At 59.2% G+C, this 16,677-nt stretch carries 11 protein-coding genes and 2 pseudogenes; 6 read left to right on the top strand and 7 right to left on the bottom strand.

Going from position 1 to position 16,677, the window contains the following annotated elements:
* Positions 1 to 9: 9 nt before the first annotated feature.
* The 4 genes from proB to rplU all read right to left on the bottom strand — a co-directional run bounded on the left by proB (position 10) and on the right by rplU (position 3,263).
* Entirely contained in the window at positions 10 to 1,128 is a 1,119-nt protein-coding gene (gene proB, locus BFW87_RS06275; protein ID WP_057013120.1) for a glutamate 5-kinase, read from the bottom strand.
* Positions 1,129 to 1,239: 111 nt separating this feature from the next.
* Positions 1,240 to 2,463: an Obg family GTPase CgtA gene (gene cgtA / locus BFW87_RS06280; RefSeq protein ID WP_078739070.1), complete on the bottom strand. Its 1,224-nt coding sequence runs from the start codon at positions 2,461 to 2,463 to the stop codon at positions 1,240 to 1,242.
* A gap of 193 nt (positions 2,464 to 2,656) precedes the next feature.
* Positions 2,657 to 2,914: a 50S ribosomal protein L27 gene (gene rpmA / locus BFW87_RS06285; RefSeq protein ID WP_003176049.1), complete on the bottom strand. Its 258-nt coding sequence runs from the start codon at positions 2,912 to 2,914 to the stop codon at positions 2,657 to 2,659.
* A gap of 34 nt (positions 2,915 to 2,948) precedes the next feature.
* Positions 2,949 to 3,263 carry a 50S ribosomal protein L21 gene (gene rplU / locus BFW87_RS06290; RefSeq protein ID WP_003176051.1) on the bottom strand — a complete coding sequence of 105 codons (315 nt, stop codon included), beginning with the start codon at positions 3,261 to 3,263 and terminating at the stop codon, positions 2,949 to 2,951.
* 239 nt (positions 3,264 to 3,502) lie between these two features.
* Between rplU and BFW87_RS06295 the strand changes: the two genes are divergently transcribed.
* The 3 genes from BFW87_RS06295 to BFW87_RS06305 all read left to right on the top strand — a co-directional run bounded on the left by BFW87_RS06295 (position 3,503) and on the right by BFW87_RS06305 (position 5,396).
* Positions 3,503 to 4,471 carry a polyprenyl synthetase family protein gene (locus tag BFW87_RS06295; protein ID WP_078739071.1) on the top strand — a complete coding sequence of 323 codons (969 nt, stop codon included), beginning with the start codon at positions 3,503 to 3,505 and terminating at the stop codon, positions 4,469 to 4,471.
* 165 nt (positions 4,472 to 4,636) lie between these two features.
* The gene (locus BFW87_RS06300) at positions 4,637 to 4,978 is read left to right on the top strand and encodes a zinc ribbon domain-containing protein YjdM (protein ID WP_024077373.1); all 342 of its coding nucleotides are present in this window, start codon (positions 4,637 to 4,639) and stop codon (positions 4,976 to 4,978) included.
* A gap of 160 nt (positions 4,979 to 5,138) precedes the next feature.
* The gene (locus tag BFW87_RS06305; RefSeq protein WP_003194088.1) at positions 5,139 to 5,396 is read left to right on the top strand and encodes a PA4570 family protein; all 258 of its coding nucleotides are present in this window, start codon (positions 5,139 to 5,141) and stop codon (positions 5,394 to 5,396) included.
* Between the two features lie 148 nt (positions 5,397 to 5,544).
* Here BFW87_RS06305 and BFW87_RS06310 read toward each other — a convergent pair whose 3' ends face one another.
* Positions 5,545 to 6,162, bottom strand: coding sequence for an FKBP-type peptidyl-prolyl cis-trans isomerase (locus tag BFW87_RS06310; protein WP_078739072.1), 618 nt, complete (start codon positions 6,160 to 6,162; stop codon positions 5,545 to 5,547).
* Between the two features lie 199 nt (positions 6,163 to 6,361).
* On the opposite strand from BFW87_RS06310, the gene BFW87_RS06315 reads away from it, so the two are divergent.
* From BFW87_RS06315 to BFW87_RS32580, 3 genes and pseudogenes are all read left to right on the top strand, one after another.
* Positions 6,362 to 12,070 (top strand): membrane-targeted effector domain-containing toxin, encoded by a 5,709-nt coding sequence (locus BFW87_RS06315; RefSeq protein ID WP_176159718.1) that lies wholly within the window; start codon positions 6,362 to 6,364, stop codon positions 12,068 to 12,070.
* A 171-nt stretch (positions 12,071 to 12,241) separates the two neighbouring features.
* A pseudogene (locus BFW87_RS32575) lies at positions 12,242 to 13,258 on the top strand (methyl-accepting chemotaxis protein); the annotation flags it as partial.
* A gap of 309 nt (positions 13,259 to 13,567) precedes the next feature.
* A pseudogene (locus BFW87_RS32580) lies at positions 13,568 to 14,161 on the top strand (methyl-accepting chemotaxis protein); the annotation flags it as partial.
* A 642-nt stretch (positions 14,162 to 14,803) separates the two neighbouring features.
* Here the strand turns inward: BFW87_RS32580 and BFW87_RS06325 are convergent.
* The gene (locus tag BFW87_RS06325; RefSeq protein ID WP_078739075.1) at positions 14,804 to 15,172 is read right to left on the bottom strand and encodes a glyoxalase superfamily protein; all 369 of its coding nucleotides are present in this window, start codon (positions 15,170 to 15,172) and stop codon (positions 14,804 to 14,806) included.
* 38 nt (positions 15,173 to 15,210) lie between these two features.
* Positions 15,211 to 16,677, bottom strand: a complete 1,467-nt coding sequence (locus BFW87_RS06330; RefSeq protein WP_078739076.1) for an N-acyl-D-amino-acid deacylase family protein — start codon at positions 16,675 to 16,677, stop codon at positions 15,211 to 15,213.

A 16,677-nucleotide genomic window follows, 5' to 3' on the forward strand; every position in this document is an offset into this window, starting at 1 on the left:
TCCTTATGTTTAGACGAGGATCAGGTTGTCGCGGTGAACCAGTTCCGGTTCGGCCATGTAACCCAAGAGTCCGACAATGGCGTCGGACGATTGTCCAATAATCTTCTGTGCTTCCAGAGCGCTGTAGTTGGCCAGGCCACGGGCGATCTCACGCCCGTCGGGCGCCACGCACACCACCATCTCGCCACGGCGGAAGCTGCCCTGCACCAGTTTGACGCCCACCGGCAGCAGGCTCTTGTTGCCTTGGGACAATGCAGATACGGCACCTGCATCCAGTACCAACGTGCCACGGGTTTGCAGATGACCGGCCAGCCATTGTTTGCGCGCCGCCAGCATGCCGCGTTCCGGCGACAGCAGCGTACCGATGCGCTCGCCGGCCTTCAGACGATCCAGCACGCGCTCCAGGCGCCCGCCGACAATGATGGTGTGGGCACCGGAACGTGCGGCCAGGCGTGCAGCGCGCAGCTTGGTCTGCATGCCGCCACGACCCAGGGCACCGCCGACGCTGCCGGCAACCGCATCCAGCGCCGGGTCATCGGCCCGGGCTTCGTAGATCAACTGGGCGTCTGGGTTGTTGCGCGGGTCGGCGTCGAACATGCCGTCACGGTCGGTGAGGATCACCAGCAGGTCAGCTTCCACCAGATTGGCCACCAGGGCTGCCAGGGTGTCGTTGTCGCCAAAGCGGATCTCGTCGGTGACCACGGTGTCGTTTTCGTTGATCACCGGGATGACCTTCAGCTCCACCAGCGCGCGCAAAGTGCTGCGGGCGTTGAGGTAGCGCTTGCGGTCGGACAGGTCGTCGTGGGTCAGCAGGATCTGCGCGGTGTGGCGGCCGTGCTCGGCAAAGCTGGATTCCCAGGCTTGCACCAGGCCCATCTGGCCGATGGCGGCGGCAGCTTGCAGCTCGTGCATCGCGCTGGGTCGCGCGGTCCAGCCGAGGCGGCTCATTCCGGCAGCAACAGCCCCGGACGATACCAGCACCAATTCCACGCCAGCCTCATGCAAGGCCACCATCTGCTCGACCCAGACGCTCATCGCTGCGCGATCCAGGCCTTTGCCATCCGCCGTCAGCAGCGCACTTCCGATCTTTACGACCCAGCGCTGCGCACCTGTCACTTTGCTCCGCATCATCTTCAACCTTAAAGTGAGGGCTGCGCGACCCAGCGCCGCCCAAAACGTTATACCCGGATACCAAAACGCCGCTCTAAAAGGAGCGGCGTTCAAGTTTATCGCAACGAATCAGTCACGCACGTAAATGATTTCCGGACCGTCTTCGTCATCTACATCTTCTTCGTCCCAATCATCGTCGCCGATGTCATGGACCGACTTCACGCCGCTGCGGCGCAGGGCACGCTGGTCGTCCAGGGCTTGCAGCTGGGCACGGGCTTCGTCTTCGATCTGCTGATCAAGCTCAGCCAGTTCGGCCTTGAATACCGGGTCGGCCGCCAGGCGGTCTGCACGGTCTTCGAGGTAGCGCATGATGTCGCGGGTCAGGCGCTCGGTGCCTTCTTTGGCGATGGCCGAGATCACGTAGACCGGACCTTCCCATTCCAGGCGATCGACGATTTCCTTGACGCGCGCTTCGTGCTCTTCTTCCAGGATCTGGTCGCACTTGTTCAGCACCAACCAACGATCGCGCTCGGCCAGGGCCGGGCTGAACTTGGTCAGCTCGCTGACAATCACTTCGGCAGCATCCGGTGCACTGGTGTCATCCAGCGGCGCCATGTCGACGAGGTGCAGCAGCAAGCGAGTACGCGACAAGTGCTTGAGGAAGCGAATCCCCAGGCCGGCGCCATCGGAAGCGCCTTCGATCAGGCCGGGAATGTCGGCGATCACAAAGCTTTTCCAGCGGTCAACGCTGACCACCCCCAGGTTTGGTACCAGGGTGGTGAACGGGTAGTCGGCGACTTTCGGCTTGGCGGCCGAAACCGAACGAATGAAGGTACTTTTACCGGCGTTCGGCAAGCCCAGCAGGCCTACGTCGGCCAGTACTTTCATTTCCAGTTTCAGGTCACGCTGCTCGCCCGGCTTGCCCGGCGTGGTTTGGCGTGGTGCACGGTTGGTGCTGGACTTGAATCGGGTGTTACCCAGACCGTGCCAGCCGCCCTGCACAACCATCAGCTTCTGGCCGGCCTTGGTCAGGTCGCCAATCACTTCCTGGGTAGCAGAATCGATGATCGTGGTGCCGACCGGTACACGCAGTACCAGGTCTTCGCCTTTTTTACCGGTGCAGTCGGTGCTGCCGCCGTTGGAGCCACGCTCGGCATCAAAGTGCCGGGTGTAACGGTAGTCGACCAGGGTGTTGAGGTTTTCGTCGGCCATCATGTAGATGGAACCGCCGTCACCGCCGTCACCGCCGTTTGGGCCACCGTTTTCGATGAATTTTTCGCGACGGAAACTCATGCAACCGTTACCGCCGTCGCCTGCTTTTACTCGGATGGAAACTTCATCAACGAACTTCATAACAAAACGCCTCTCGTCGCGTGGACGAGCTTAAGAAACCAAGACATAAGACTCTTGCAAAAATGAGCGCAGCGACCTCAGAAAACGACCGCCAATCCAGCGCCTGAGCCCATCACAAACAGCTTTGCAAGAGACTCACTCCACAAACGAAAAAGCCCCGTCGCGAGACAGGGCTTTTCCAGCGATCGCGCAATTAAGCGGCGACAACGCTCACGTAACGGCGGTTGAAAGCGCCCTTTACTTCAAACTTGATCACGCCTTCGATTTTAGCGAAGAGGGTGTGATCTTTACCCATGCCAACACCGTAACCGGCGTGGAATTGGGTGCCGCGCTGACGCACGATGATGTTGCCCGGAATGATTTTCTGGCCGCCATACATCTTAACGCCAAGGCGTTTGGCTTCTGAGTCGCGACCGTTACGGGTACTACCACCAGCTTTTTTGTGTGCCATGAGTCAATTCTCCTAGTGAGGAATTAGGCTGAAATTAAGCCTGAATACCGGTGATTTTGATCTCGGTGTACCACTGGCGGTGGCCCATACGCTTCATGTGGTGCTTACGACGACGGAACTTGATGATGCGGACTTTATCGTGACGACCTTGGGAGATCACTTCAGCCACAACGGTAGCGCCAGCAACAACTGGAGCGCCGATGTTCACGTCATCGCCATTGGCGACCAACAGAACGCGATCAAAGGTAACGGATTCGCCGGTAGCGATTTCCAGTTTTTCGATCTTCAGGTATTCACCTGGGGCGACCTTGTATTGCTTGCCACCAGTAACAATTACTGCGTACGACATGGTATTTCTCCGATAATCCTGCTCACCCAGCTCTTTATAAGAAGAGGTATTGGCTGGCATGGCTGCATGGGATGGACGTCCCTAATGCAATTGCGTAAGGCAGGTGCTGCCCAGGAAGTTCAGGGTGCGCGATTGTACGCAAGGTAAAGAAGCCTTGCAAGGGGCCGTCTATCGCGCCTTGACACCCGGGGGTGAGGGTCCTAGCATGCCGCGCAACCCTTCTGGAGCGACTGTCGCTGATGCAACCCCAAGCCTTCTACCGCGCGGTCGCGGACGATTTTAGCGCCGTCGACGGCATCATCAAGAAGCAGCTGACTTCTAAAGTGCCGCTGGTCTCCAAAATCGGCGACTACATTACGTCGGCGGGCGGTAAACGCCTGCGTCCTTTATTAGTGTTGCTGTGCGGCAAGGCCCTGGGCCGCGAAGGCGATGACCTGCGCCTGCTGGCCGCCACTATCGAGTTCCTGCACACCGCCACCCTGCTGCATGACGACGTGGTCGACATGTCCGGCATGCGCCGTGGCCGCGAGACCGCCAACGCGATGTGGGGCAACGCGCCCAGCGTACTGGTGGGCGACTTCCTGTACTCGCGCTCGTTCGAAATGATGGTCGAACTGGGCTCGATGCCGGTGATGAAGATTCTTTCACAAGCCACGCGCATCATCGCCGAAGGCGAAGTGTTGCAGCTGTCGAAGGTTCGCGACGCCAGCACCAGCGAAGAAACCTACATGGAAGTGATTCGCGGCAAAACCGCGATGCTCTTCGAAGCCTCGACCCATAGCGCCGCGGCCCTGTGCGAAGCGTCGCCTGAACAACGTGAGGCCTTGCGCACGTTTGGCGATCACCTGGGTGTCGCGTTCCAGCTGGTGGACGACCTGCTCGACTACAAAGGCGACGCCGAAACCCTGGGCAAGAACGTCGGTGACGACCTGGCTGAAGGCAAGCCGACCTTGCCGCTGATCTACACCATGCGCGAAGGCACGCCGGAACAGGCTGCATTGGTGCGCAAGGCGATCCAGAAAGGCGGGATCGAAGACCTGGAAGCCATCCGCGCTGCGGTGGAAGCCTCGGGCTCGCTGGAGTACACCGCACAACTGGCACGCGACTATGTGGCCCGTGCCATCAAGTGCCTGGATGCCCTGCCGGCCAGCGAATACCGGGATGCCCTGGTTGAGCTGAGTGAGTTTGCGGTAGCGCGCACTCACTGATACTCCCCTGCTTCATGTGGGAGCTGGCTTGCCTGTGATGACTTCAGTGAATTCACTGCCGCTATCGCAGGCAAGCCAGCCCACAGAGTTCTCCAGCACCCCATCTGCGCAATAAACCCTATATAATGTGCGACTTTTAGCCATCCTGACTCTATAGGAGCTTTAGTGAGCACGTTGCCACCCTGCCCGAAATGCAATTCCGAATACACCTACGAAGACGGCGCCCAGCTGATCTGCCCGGAATGCGCCCATGAGTGGTCCGCCACTGGCGAGGCCGAAGCAGCCGGCGATGAAACCGTGAAGAAAGACTCTGTAGGCAACGTCCTGCAGGACGGCGACACCATCACTGTGATCAAAGACCTCAAGGTTAAAGGCACCTCACTCGTTGTGAAGGTCGGCACCAAGGTCAAAAACATCCGCCTGTGCGACGGTGACCACGATATCGATTGCAAGATCGACGGTATCGGCCCGATGAAACTCAAATCCGAGTTTGTGCGCAAAGTCTGAATCTGCTGCCTCCATCCCGCGCCCGCCGCGGGATGGCGTTTCGCCCTCTGCGTTGACCGAACGCAATATCCACACAGAAAACTCAGGAAACCGCCAATAGGCACTTGCTATTCTACGAATAAGAATTATTCTCATTGAAACCGATCAAGGAGAATGCACCATGACGTATTTGATAGATGCCTGGCTGGACCGCCCACACCCTTACCTGCGAATCCTGCATCGGGAAACCGGTGAAGTGTGTGCTGTGCTGGAAGAAGAAGCGCTGAATGAACTGCAGGACCAGGGCGACCTGGATGTGAATGGCTTGAGTTCCAGCGAGCCTGGCGTGCTGAAGGAAGTGGTGCGTAACCTGTTTCTGTTCTGCTATGCCCGAGCGTTGCGCCCGGCCACTGAGCTGAATGGCAAGTTTCATCCATGAAACCAGCGCAAAAACCTGAGCGCACCTGGTTCATGTGGGAGCTGGCTTGCCTGCGATAGCATCACCTCGGTAAAGCTTCAGACCGAGTCGTCTGCATCGCGGGCAAGCCCGGCTCCCACACAAAACCAGGCGCCTTCATGAGCAGGTTTTACAGTACGTCGAGCAGTTCGACGTCAAACACCAGAACGCTGTGCGGCGGGATGCTGCCAACGCCTTGAGCGCCGTAAGCCAGTTCGCTCGGCACGTACAGGCGCCATTTGCTGCCGGCATTCATCAGTTGCAGGGCTTCGGTCCAGCCGGCGATCACGCCGCCAACCGGGAATTCTGCAGGCTGGCCGCGCTCGTAGGAGCTGTCGAACACAGTGCCGTCGATCAGGGTGCCGTGGTAGTGGGTGCGCACTTGATCTTCACGGGACGGCTTGGCGCCATCACCGGCCGTCAGCACTTCAAATTGCAGGCCGGAAGCCAGGGTGGTGATGCCGTCACGCTTGGCGTTTTCAGCCAGGAAAGCCAGGCCTTCGCCAGCAGCCGCTTCAGCTTTGGCAGCCGCTTCGGCTTGCATGATTTCGCGGATAACCTTGAAGCTGGCAGCCATTTGCTCTTGGTCAACACGGCTTGGCTTGCCGTCGAAGGCGTCGGTCAGGCCAGCCAGGATCGCGTCAATGCTCACGCCCGGTGGCGGGTTGTCGCGCAGTTGGTCGCCCAGTTGACGGCCAATACCGTAGCTGACGCGGGTTTCGTCGGTGGACAGATTAACGTCGGACATGAAGGTGCTCCGCTGTAGGAAGGCATTCAAAAAGCCGCACAGGTGCCGCGCTTTGCTTGCCATCCAGAACTAAAAGGGCCAGCAGACTAGCACACAACACCGGGCGTTGATGAGCACCCGGGCATACCTATCTACTGCCGAGCACACCGCTTCTATCCCCATGCTGGTGATTCAACTCACCACTCCCGGGGCTGTGCCAATGAGTACGCCGAACACCCTTGCATCCGCACCCACGCTGCAGCAGATCCACACTCACTTGCTGGAGATCGACCCAACACTGCGCCCTCACAGCCGACGGCCTGTCGTCCTGCCGAAAGATCGCGCGACACTGGAGCAGACAAGCGCCACCTTAAAGCGCATCAACGGCACATTCCAGACTCAGGCTCGCGCCCTGTATCAAGGCCTCGACCAGGTGGACCTCACCCAGACCGCCGGCAAACAAAAACTGAGTCAATTGCAATCCGGCCTGAACAAAAACCTGCAGACCCTGAATGAAACAAGCACCGTCGATGGCCAAAGCCGCAAGACTTACCTGACTTTCACCGCCGGTATCAGCGCCCTGGAACACGAGGCTCGACTCAACGTCAGTGACTATTTGCTGTCCCCCGCCGACCTGCTGATGCTTGAAGATTGTTCCCGCGGGCCCAGCTTTCGTCCGGGCCTGTACGCGCTCACTTTCAGCTATCAGGAACACACGGTGGCATTCGCCGGCGCCTTCGTGCTGACGCGCAAGGCCAGCCCGGCCATCGACAGCCTGAGCAGCACCGACCCCGTGGGCCCGGTGCTGTTATTCACGCCTTCTCGCGGCCTGGAAGCCTTCGACTCGCTGCACGAACTGGACCAAGGCTTGCAATCGGCGATGGCGACGCATACCGGACGGGCAGAGTTCAATCGCCACCTGCCCGTGCGGTATCAGCACCTCGAGACCCTTGAGATATTCCCGCTGAACCTGCAGCCCATAGAGGGTGAACCGCTGTTCGAACACGCCTATCAGGCGCTGCTCGACAAACGCACACAAGACATCGACTTCGCCCTGAGCCTCGCCGAAGACGGCCAGCTCAACGCCGCACAGCTACAGCAACAGTTGGACAACGCGGTCAACGCTGCCCTGCCGGACCTGACCTCACGCCTGGAACTCAGGGCACAGCTGTTGCTGGAACGTGATCTCTATCACGCCCTTCCGGACTGGTACCGCAGCGCCGGCGACAGCCAACGCAACATGCTTGACCTGCATCTGCGCAACTATAACCAGGCTCGTCAGGCGTTCATGGACCTGATCGGCCCCGCTTCAACCCCCCATGCCCTCGCTCGCTATCAATGGGCCGAGTACCTGGCCTATCGGTGGGACATACACGACCTGGACCCGGATAAACTGCACATCACCACTCGCCGCACGGTGGCTCAAGCAGGCGCCTACGTTCAACAACGCTCACTGGTGGAGCTCACGCTGCGTGGCCTGCACACGGATGACGCCAAAGCGGGCTCGGCCTTCCTCGAACACAGCACCCTGAGCTACGCCGGTGCCCCGCTGAATGAAGAGCTCTCCTGGATCACACCGCAAAAACTGATCACACCGCTGCAAAGCCTGCAACCGCGCCTGGAGTTTGCCAACGTCCAGAAAATCGCCTTGGGCACCCCGCAGATCAAACACGCCGCGCGCAGCTTTTTCGATCAGCGCCTGGTGACCATGGCTTATCTCGCCAAGCTGCAAGGCCATCTGAGCCAAGCCGACTTCCAGCTGTTTGAGCAATTGCGAGACACCCCGCGCCCGGGGCTCTGCGCGCAAACCGTGATGTTCCACGGCGCCCAGCTCAAAGACCTGTGGCTGTTGCGCGAAGATGATGCGAGCGGCCAAGCCAAACGCCTGTTGCTGTGTACGCCCGATGCACCCAGCGCACAGCAGTTTTACAGCTTCAGCACGGAACGCGAATGCCAGACTCACATCCTCGGCTGGCTGAGTGACAAACCCCAGGCAGATAACCGCTCAATGGCTGGCTATGTGCTGGAGCAAGTGCCTTTGCGCTTCCGCCCATCGATGACTGCCGTCATCCAGGGCATCGGATTCAAGCCTGGCGCCGAGGAACACTTGAAAGTGACGTTCGGTAAACCCTGCAACCATACCGACTGCCTGGATGCCATGGCGGCGCACCGTCTGGCACTCTTGCTGGACGACTACGAATTGGGCGCGCCGGCCTGGTACCGATCTGCCTCAGCGGCTGACCGTACGCGCCTCACAACCCTGGCAGAAGACGCCGCGGGCGCACTGCACGCCTATAACGCAAGGCCTGACTCGGAAGCCAGTTTCACGACGTTCGAAAGCTACCTGCACGAAAAAGCCAAGCGCAGCCTGAATCTATTACTGGGCCGCCGTCAGAACGACGTCGACCCTGACAGTATTTTCGTCTACTCCCCCAAGCCCTTGATCGGCGATGGGGACAAACCGGTCTCCTATACCACGCTGTACCGCGACGGGTACGACGACAGCATTGGGTTTCTCAACGAGAAATTTTCCCGCTCCGCCACGTTTCGAGGCCCTACCGGCATCGACTTGAGCGCACTGACCACCGAAAAAGTAGAGCGCTCGGTGAGAGGCGTATGGATTGGTGAACGCTACATCGATGAAGTCCGCCAGCGCTTGCAAAACAGCAGCAGCCCTAAGTACGACGAGCGCCGTAACGCAGTGCTGACGATCCAGCAATTGCACATGAAAAGCTGCGCATTGGAGTCGCGGCTGCGCGGGCATGTAGCCAGCATCGACCTGGCCTGGCTCGAACGGGCTATCGACAGCCTGACGGATACCGCCATCACCGTACGCAACACTTACAAAGTCCACCGATTATTTATCAATGGTGATTGGGTCATCGGTAACTACCTGTTCAGCCATGCTGACAACCCGGTGCTGTTGTACACACCGGATGCGCCGGACGGCATCGCCTTTCGTGAAGCAAAGCTATTCAATTACCTGCTCAAACACGTCGACGGCATGCTCGGTTACTGGCGCGCGCGGGTACCGCTGACATCAGCGGCACGCATCGGGGTGTTTTTACAAACCGCGAAAAACGGCTTGCCACAGGATATCAACCGCACCACACCGAGCCCTGCACGGCACGACGGCACAAGCCATATTTCACCGCTCAGCGACTTGCGCCATGAGTTCTACAATATGAGCCTGCAGCGCAAGATCGACGATGTGCAAGGCACCACCGTCAACCGCACCCAGATGATCACCGGCATTCTGTGGACGTGCATCGAATGGGTGACAGCCGTCGCCACCATGCCGTTCCCCCTGCTCAGCCTGACCCTGGGGGGGTTGCTGGCCTTCAAGGACGCCATGCTCGCCCTGAATGCCTACTACCAAAACGACAAGGGCGGTGCGCTGGAGCACTACATCGGTTACCTGGCCAACTTCGGCGGCGCCGTGCTGTTTGATGTTCGTCCCGCTCTAAAAGGCGCCTTGAAGTCGCTGCGGCCGGTGATCAAACCGCGCCCACAAGCGGCTCAAAGTGCGGCAATCGGCAGGCTCGATGCACTCACGCCTGAAAACATGCAGCCTGCGCTGTTCAACGGGCGCGGGTTGTGGACCACTAAAACGCCCAATTCCGAGAACATCTACGTGCTATATCGACTGGACGCGGGCACTGGCCAATTTCATTCGACCGCACGCCTGGTCAAACGGGAAGGCGACCGCTGGGTACGTCCGACCGTACGCGGTGGCACCAACGGCTATGAATCATTGATAAACGAGCAGAGCAGCCCGCTGGACGACTTCGACCTGACCGGCGATGACGCCACGCTGCTGCGCGACATGCTCGACCCAACATTCAAGGAAAACCTGCCCGGTATGGAGTTGGGCGTACCGGAAGCCATCCTTCACAACTTTCAGGCGGGGACATCGTTTCTGCGCGACGCCTATTCAACGAGAGTTGCGCAATTGACCCAACGCGCCGAGACGTTTTTCCAGGCTCTGCCTGCCCCACCCCCAAAAGCGCCAGTTCCCGTGCTGGCCGCAGACGCGGCCCATAGCGATATCGTCAAAACACTGTTTGGTCGCGATAAACGCCTGATCATCGGTACCCCCAAAAACCAGACTTCCAGCCTGCAACTCTTGATCGAGCAACTGCCTGCCCTGGTTGAGGGAGGACTCAAGCGCGTTTACATCGAGCACCTGCCACGAGACCTGTTCCAGAGCAAACTGAAAACCTTGAGTAACAAACGCCCTGGAGACAAAGCCCGCGCACTGAGAACACTCAAGCGCCAGCTGGACTTGGCGGATGACAACCTGGGGTTGTCGAAAGAGGCAGCCTTCACCTACAGCAAATTGCTGGATGAAACCCAGCGCCTGAATGTCGAGATGGATGGGCTGGACGGCTGTGTTTCCTATCATCTCGAACCGGTGACAAGCCTGCTCGACAGCTCGCGCTTCAGCCCACGAAGCAGCAAATTGCGCAACTTCTATTCCCACACCCTCATTGAACACAACCTGAGCGAAACCCCGGGGGAAGGCTGGGTGGCGTTGGTGACAGCGGATCGACTGGGTACGTATGAGCGGGTCCCGGGTCTGGCGGAGCTGCAAAAAACCCTGGCCTTGCGTGTGCAGAACGCAGCACCTGGGCAGCCAACCGGTGTATGGCCCGACAACACTGCACTGGGCCTGTCCCGAGGGGATTACACCCTGGCGGTGCCAACTCCCCCCTCGGCGCTGCCCGCACCGACTACCTCTGCGACCCCGCCTGTGGCGGCCACACATTTTGCCGAATTCGACCTGCCCCTTGCCATTCATGCACCTATAGAGGAAATAAAGCACAGCCGCTTTGGGCTGGATACCCACTATGTGTCAGCCAAACCCGACCTTGTGGCTGCACAGAACCAATTCAGCGAGATACGACAACGCTTGGCGGGCGCCGCAGAAACCGCGTTTACCGACTTCACGCCCGCTCCGCGCGCACCGCTGACTCAACTCTCGACACAGAGCGAACAGGTATTTATCGAGCAGGTGTATCGGCAAAAAACTGGCTTGGTCATCGGCGAAAGCCACATCCAGCAGTCCGCCAAGCAGTTCTTGATAGACCAAATGAAACAGCTGAAAAAACAGGGGGTGAAAACGTTGTACATAGAGCATTTGCTCACCGACCTGCATCAGGCTGCATTGGACACCTTTTACCGCACCTCAAAAATGCCCCCGAGCTTGAAAAACTATCTGGTAGCCCTCGATGCCGGCCAGATGCCAGGGTACAAAGGCGCTCACACGTTTACCAACGTGGTCAAAACGGCCAATAAATACGGGATTCGAGTCAGAGCACTGGACTGCACAGCCAGCTATCACGTCAAAGGCATCATCGGTGATATGGGGCGGGGAGAGTTATTCAACTATTTCGCCAATGAAGTGATCAAGGCCGATCAGCTCGCCGAGGGCGCCCACAAATGGGTGGCCTTCATGGGCAACTCCCATACCGATATGCATCGGGGAGTGCCGGGCATTGTCCAGTTGCAGGATGCGGTGAGCCTGCATGTGCGCGATACCTTCCCGGCACAGGCCAAAAGGCTGCGCACCGGCGGTTGGCAATCGGTCGGAGAACACTCGATTGTCGCCCTGCGCAGTGACTTCAAGATTGATGTGGGTAACCTCAAACAGCCAGCGCCGCGACGTACACCGCTGCCTGACCGTACACGGCTCACCGAAGCCGGTCATTTCTTCATTGAGCGTCCCAGTGAATTCGAGGTCAGCCTGGTTCACCGCTCCCGCAGCAATGAAATCATCACCACCGCGTTTCAAATCAATGACAAAGGCCAGTACTTCATCGAACGCTGGGACGCACTCAAGAATGAGCGCTTCTATGACCTGACGGTTCTGATCGAAGTGCTCAAAGCGCAACCTCCTCGGGGCCTTGGGCTAAGGCAGATAACCTGACAATCAAAACCTGAACACCTCGCCCGGCAATCGGGCGGGGTTCGCCGTTCATCAGCCCACTTAAAAATAATTTCAGAATCACCTCTTGCCGCCGATACCGACCTACATACTTTGGCTGGCTCAAACAACAACACCGCCCAGCAGACAAACATCACCTTCAGGGAGCTTTCGATGAATAGCTGGTTCGGCAACATTAGCGTCAATCTCAAACTGGGCCTGGGCTTTGGCCTCGTTCTGGTCCTCACTTCGATTCTGGCCCTCACCGGCTGGACCAGCCTGGGCGGTCTGATCGATCGCAGCAACTGGATGAGCGACATCACTCAGCTCAACGCCTCGCTGACCAAACTGCGCATCGTGCGCCTGCAATACATGCTGGCCAATGGCGACGAAGCCGTGGCCCAGAACGTCCAGACCAGCCTCGACGCTTTCGCCGCCCAGCAGCAGAAGCTGCTCGACAGCTTCAAGAGCCCGGAAAACCTCAAGCTGCTCAACGAGCAAAAGGCCGTCATCACGGCTTACCAGCAATCCCTGAACAAGATGCGCGAGGCCTACCGTAACGGCGCCAGCGCGCGCCAGGTGATGGGCGACAAGGCCGACGTCGCCAATACGCAGATCAATGCGCTGGAAGCCAGCGTGCAGCAGATGGCCGACAGCCCGGAACGCTTCACCCAGTACCAGGCCGTGAGCAACGCCAAAGAAGATTTCCAGCTGGCGCGCTATGAAGTGCGCGGCTACACCAACAACGTCAATGCCGAAACCGAAGCCCGCGCCGCCGCTCAAATCGAGAAAGCCATCAGTGGCTTGAAAGGCCTTAGCGCTGCGTTCGGTGGCAGCCAACAAAGTGCGTTGGCTTCTCTGGAAACAGCGCTCGGCGCCTATCGCAGCGCCGTGCAAAGCTACAAGGCGGCGAACGCCAACATCGTGACCGCCCGCGCTGAAATGACCACCCAGGGCACCGATATCGTTTCGATCAGCGACAAGCTCTACGATATCCAGCTGGACCGCCGTGACGCCGAAAGCGCCCAGGCCCGCAGCCTGCAATTGATCAGCACGTTGCTTGCATTGTTGGTCGGCATCATCGCCGCGCTGGTGATTACCCGCCAGATCACCCGCCCGATCCAGGAAACCCTGGCGGTGGTGGAACGCATTGCCTCCGGCGATCTGAGCCACAACATTCAAATCACCCGTCGCGACGAACTGGGCGTGCTGCAACAAGGCATCCAGCGCATGGGCACCACCTTGCGTGAGCTGATCAGCGGCATTCGCGACGGCGTGATGCAAATCTCCAGTGCGGCCGAAGAGCTATCGGCGGTGACCGAACAAACCAGCGCAGGCGTGAACAGCCAGAAAATCGAGACCGACCAGGTCGCCACCGCAATGCATGAAATGACTGCCACCGTGCAGGAAGTTGCGCGCAATGCCGAACAGGCCTCTTTGGCCGCTGCCGATGCCGATGGCCAGGCCCGCGCAGGTGACAAAGTGGTAGCCGAGGCCATCGCCCAGATCGAACGCCTGGCCGCCGAAGTGGCACGCTCGACCGACGCCATGACGCACCTGCAACAAGAGAGCAACAAGATCGGCAGCGTGATGGACGTGATCAAAGCCGTGGCCGAACAGACCAACCTGCTCGCGCTCAACGCTGCGATTGAAGCAGCACGTGCCGGTGAAGCCGGACGTGGCTTTGCCGTGGTGGCCGATGAGGTGCGCGGCCTGGCCCAGCGCACGCAAAAATCCACCGAAGAAATCGAAGGCCTGGTCGCCGGTTTGCAGAACGGCACCCAGCAAGTGGCGGCGGTGATGAACAACAGCCGCAGCCTCACCGACAGCAGTGTCGAGCTGACGCGCAAAGCCGGCGTGTCGCTGGAAAACATCACGCGTACGGTGTCAAATATCCAGTCGATGAACCAGCAGATTGCCGCAGCGGCCGAGCAGCAAAGCGCCGTGGCGGAAGAGATCAGCCGCAGCATCGTGAATGTTCGTGATGTGTCGGAGCAGACCGCAACGGCGAGCGATGAGACGGCCAAATCGAGTGTGGAACTGGCGCGACTGGGTAGCCAGTTGCAGCAGATGGTCAGTCATTTCCGGGTGTAGAAACAAAAAAGCCGCCTCGGCCTAAACCGGGGCGGCTCCACTTCTCAGACCTTACAGGTCATCGAAGCTGTCCCGCAGGAATGTCCACACGTGATAAGCACGCGAGGCATTCACTACGAGGTTCCACATATGTCGTGCAAACTTGGACATACTCGGCCCTCCGTGAGTTGGGCCTTACCTCCAGCGCACTTACCGGAACATGTGAGCCTTCGGACGCAGGTCGAATGCGTCCTTTGAGGTGGCCGGGCTAATGGTCCTTCCGCATCAATCCGGCACGGATTACTAGCCCGTGGCGGTCGGTCCAGAATTCGCGCGCATACCCAACTCACCTAAAGAGCGACAAACGCAGAACGGGGAGGATCCTAACCAACATTCCTGCCTAAGGTGTGTCATGCCGTCGTAATATATCCAATATCCCCCCATAGATTCATTGCAAGCTTTTGCAGTCATATCGAGCCATTATCAAATACCTGAAGACCCTGCATGCCAGCTCTGGATCCGCCTTGCGTGATGACATAACCAGCGTTAGTATCGGCTTGCAGGTCGAATGCGTCCTTTGAGATAGCAACCCCAGCCACTAACTGGGTTTGCAATAAAAAACCGCCCTACTAAGGCGGTTTTTTATTGCCCGCGATTTACCCTTCAGCCCTCGCCTTCTTCAACAAACACCAGCCGATTCCCAAACGGATCGCTGATGCTCATCTCCCGCGAGCCCCAAGGCGTTTCTTCAACCCCAGGCTTGGCATACCGGTATTCCTTGGCCAGCAATTGCTGCTGATAAGCGTCCACACCCTGCGCCTGAATCCGCACCGCCGAACCCGGCGAAGCATCGCCGTGATGCTCGGACAAATGCAGCACGCACTTACCCAGCGAGACCTGCAGATACAGCGGAAAATTCGCTTCGAAGCGATGCTGCCAATCCACCTTGAACCCGAGGAAGTCGACGTAGAACTCCAACGCCTTGGCCTCGTCGAAAATCCGCAGAATGGGGGTAACTTTTCCCAAGTGCATGTAGCCGCCTCCTTGCCTGCGATGAACGATAACCCGGTCTACCGCCCAGCCACGAACCCGCCACGCAAATCCCCACTGCGCGCCAGGAACCGGCCCGGCCGCTGACCGTTCGCCTGCCCGTCGCGATAACTCAACACGCCGTTGACCCACACGCCATCAATGCCTTCTGCTGCGCGTTGCGGCGCCTTGAAATCCGCCACATCGCGCACAAGCAGCGGGTCGAACAACACCAGGTCGGCCCAGTGCCCTTCACGAATTTCGCCGCGCTCGGCCAGGCCAAAACGGGCAGCCGACAACCCCGTCATTTTATGCACCGCCGTATGCAACGGGAACAAGCCCACATCCCGGCTGAAATGCCCCAGCACCCTGGGAAACGCGCCCCACAAACGCGGGTGTGGGAAAGGGTCTTCCGGCAAACCATCCGAGCCGACCATCGACAACGGATGCGCCAGAATGCGCCGCACATCTGCCTCATCCATGCCGTAATACACCGCCCCCGCCGGTTGCAGGCGACGCGCTGCGTCCATCAGCGAAACGTCCCACTCGGCGGCAATGTCCTGCAAGTCACGCCCGCCCACTTCCGGGTGTGGCGTGGACCAGGTAATGGTGATGCGGAACGCATCAGTGACCTGCTTCAAATCCAGCGTCGAAGAACTCGCTGCATAGGGATAACAATCACACCCCACCGGATGGGTTTTCGCCGCCTGCTCCAGCGATGCCAACAAGTGCGGACTGCGCCCCCAGTTCCCCGCGCCCGCACATTTAAGGTGGGAAATGATCACCGGTACCTGCGCATGCCGGCCAATCTGAAACGCCTCATCCATCGCCTCCAGCACCGGCTCGAATTCACTGCGCAAATGGGTGGTGTACACCGCCCCGAAAGCCGTCAGTTCTTCACTGAGTTGCAGTACTTCGTCGGTCTCGGCATTGAACGCGCTGGCGTAGGCCAGGCCGGTGGATAAACCGAGGGCGCCGTCCTCGAGGCTCTCCTGCAATTGCACGCGCATGGCGGCGATTTCATCCGGCGTGGCGGTGCGGTGCAGGTCGTCCATATGGTTGCTGCGCAATGCCGTATGGCCGATCAAGGCGGCGACGTTGACTGCCGGATGAGCCGCTTCGACGGCGCTGCGATAATCGGCAAACCGTGGATAAGTGAATGCCTCACGCCTGCCGAGCAGGTTCATCGGGTCGGGCGGATCGCTGCGCAAACTGACCGGCGAAGCGCTGATGCCGCAGTTGCCAACGATGACCGTGGTCACGCCTTGACTAAGCTTGGGCAACATCTGCGGATGACGGATCACCACCGTGTCATCGTGGGTGTGCACATCGATGAAACCCGGTGCCAGCACGCGGCCATTGGCGTCAATCTCATGCTCGGCCGTCGCGGTGGATAAGTCCCCAATGCTCTCGATGCGCCCGGCCAGGAGCCCCACATCTGCCACATACCCCGGGGTGTTGCTGCCATCAATGATCAGCGCCTGGCGAATCAACGTGTCGTACTGCAT

Origin of the sequence: Pseudomonas fluorescens, assembly GCF_002022275.1 — a bacterium.
Lineage (GTDB): Bacteria > Pseudomonadota > Gammaproteobacteria > Pseudomonadales > Pseudomonadaceae > Aquipseudomonas > Aquipseudomonas fluorescens_AJ.

What these genes read in the sequence shown, in the direction of transcription:
- proB (WP_057013120.1), bottom strand. Translation starts at nt 1,128, where the DNA reads ATGCGGAGCAAAGTGACAGGTGCGCAGCGCTGGGTCGTAAAGATCGGA.
- cgtA (WP_078739070.1), bottom strand. Translation starts at nt 2,463, where the DNA reads ATGAAGTTCGTTGATGAAGTTTCCATCCGAGTAAAAGCAGGCGACGGC.
- rpmA (WP_003176049.1), bottom strand. Translation starts at nt 2,914, where the DNA reads ATGGCACACAAAAAAGCTGGTGGTAGTACCCGTAACGGTCGCGACTCA.
- rplU (WP_003176051.1), bottom strand. Translation starts at nt 3,263, where the DNA reads ATGTCGTACGCAGTAATTGTTACTGGTGGCAAGCAATACAAGGTCGCC.
- BFW87_RS06295 (WP_078739071.1), top strand. Translation starts at nt 3,503, where the DNA reads ATGCAACCCCAAGCCTTCTACCGCGCGGTCGCGGACGATTTTAGCGCC.
- BFW87_RS06305 (WP_003194088.1), top strand. Translation starts at nt 5,139, where the DNA reads ATGACGTATTTGATAGATGCCTGGCTGGACCGCCCACACCCTTACCTG.
- BFW87_RS06310 (WP_078739072.1), bottom strand. Translation starts at nt 6,162, where the DNA reads ATGTCCGACGTTAATCTGTCCACCGACGAAACCCGCGTCAGCTACGGT.
- BFW87_RS06315 (WP_176159718.1), top strand. Translation starts at nt 6,362, where the DNA reads ATGAGTACGCCGAACACCCTTGCATCCGCACCCACGCTGCAGCAGATC.
- BFW87_RS06325 (WP_078739075.1), bottom strand. Translation starts at nt 15,172, where the DNA reads ATGCACTTGGGAAAAGTTACCCCCATTCTGCGGATTTTCGACGAGGCC.
- BFW87_RS06330 (WP_078739076.1), bottom strand. Translation starts at nt 16,677, where the DNA reads ATGCAGTACGACACGTTGATTCGCCAGGCGCTGATCATTGATGGCAGC.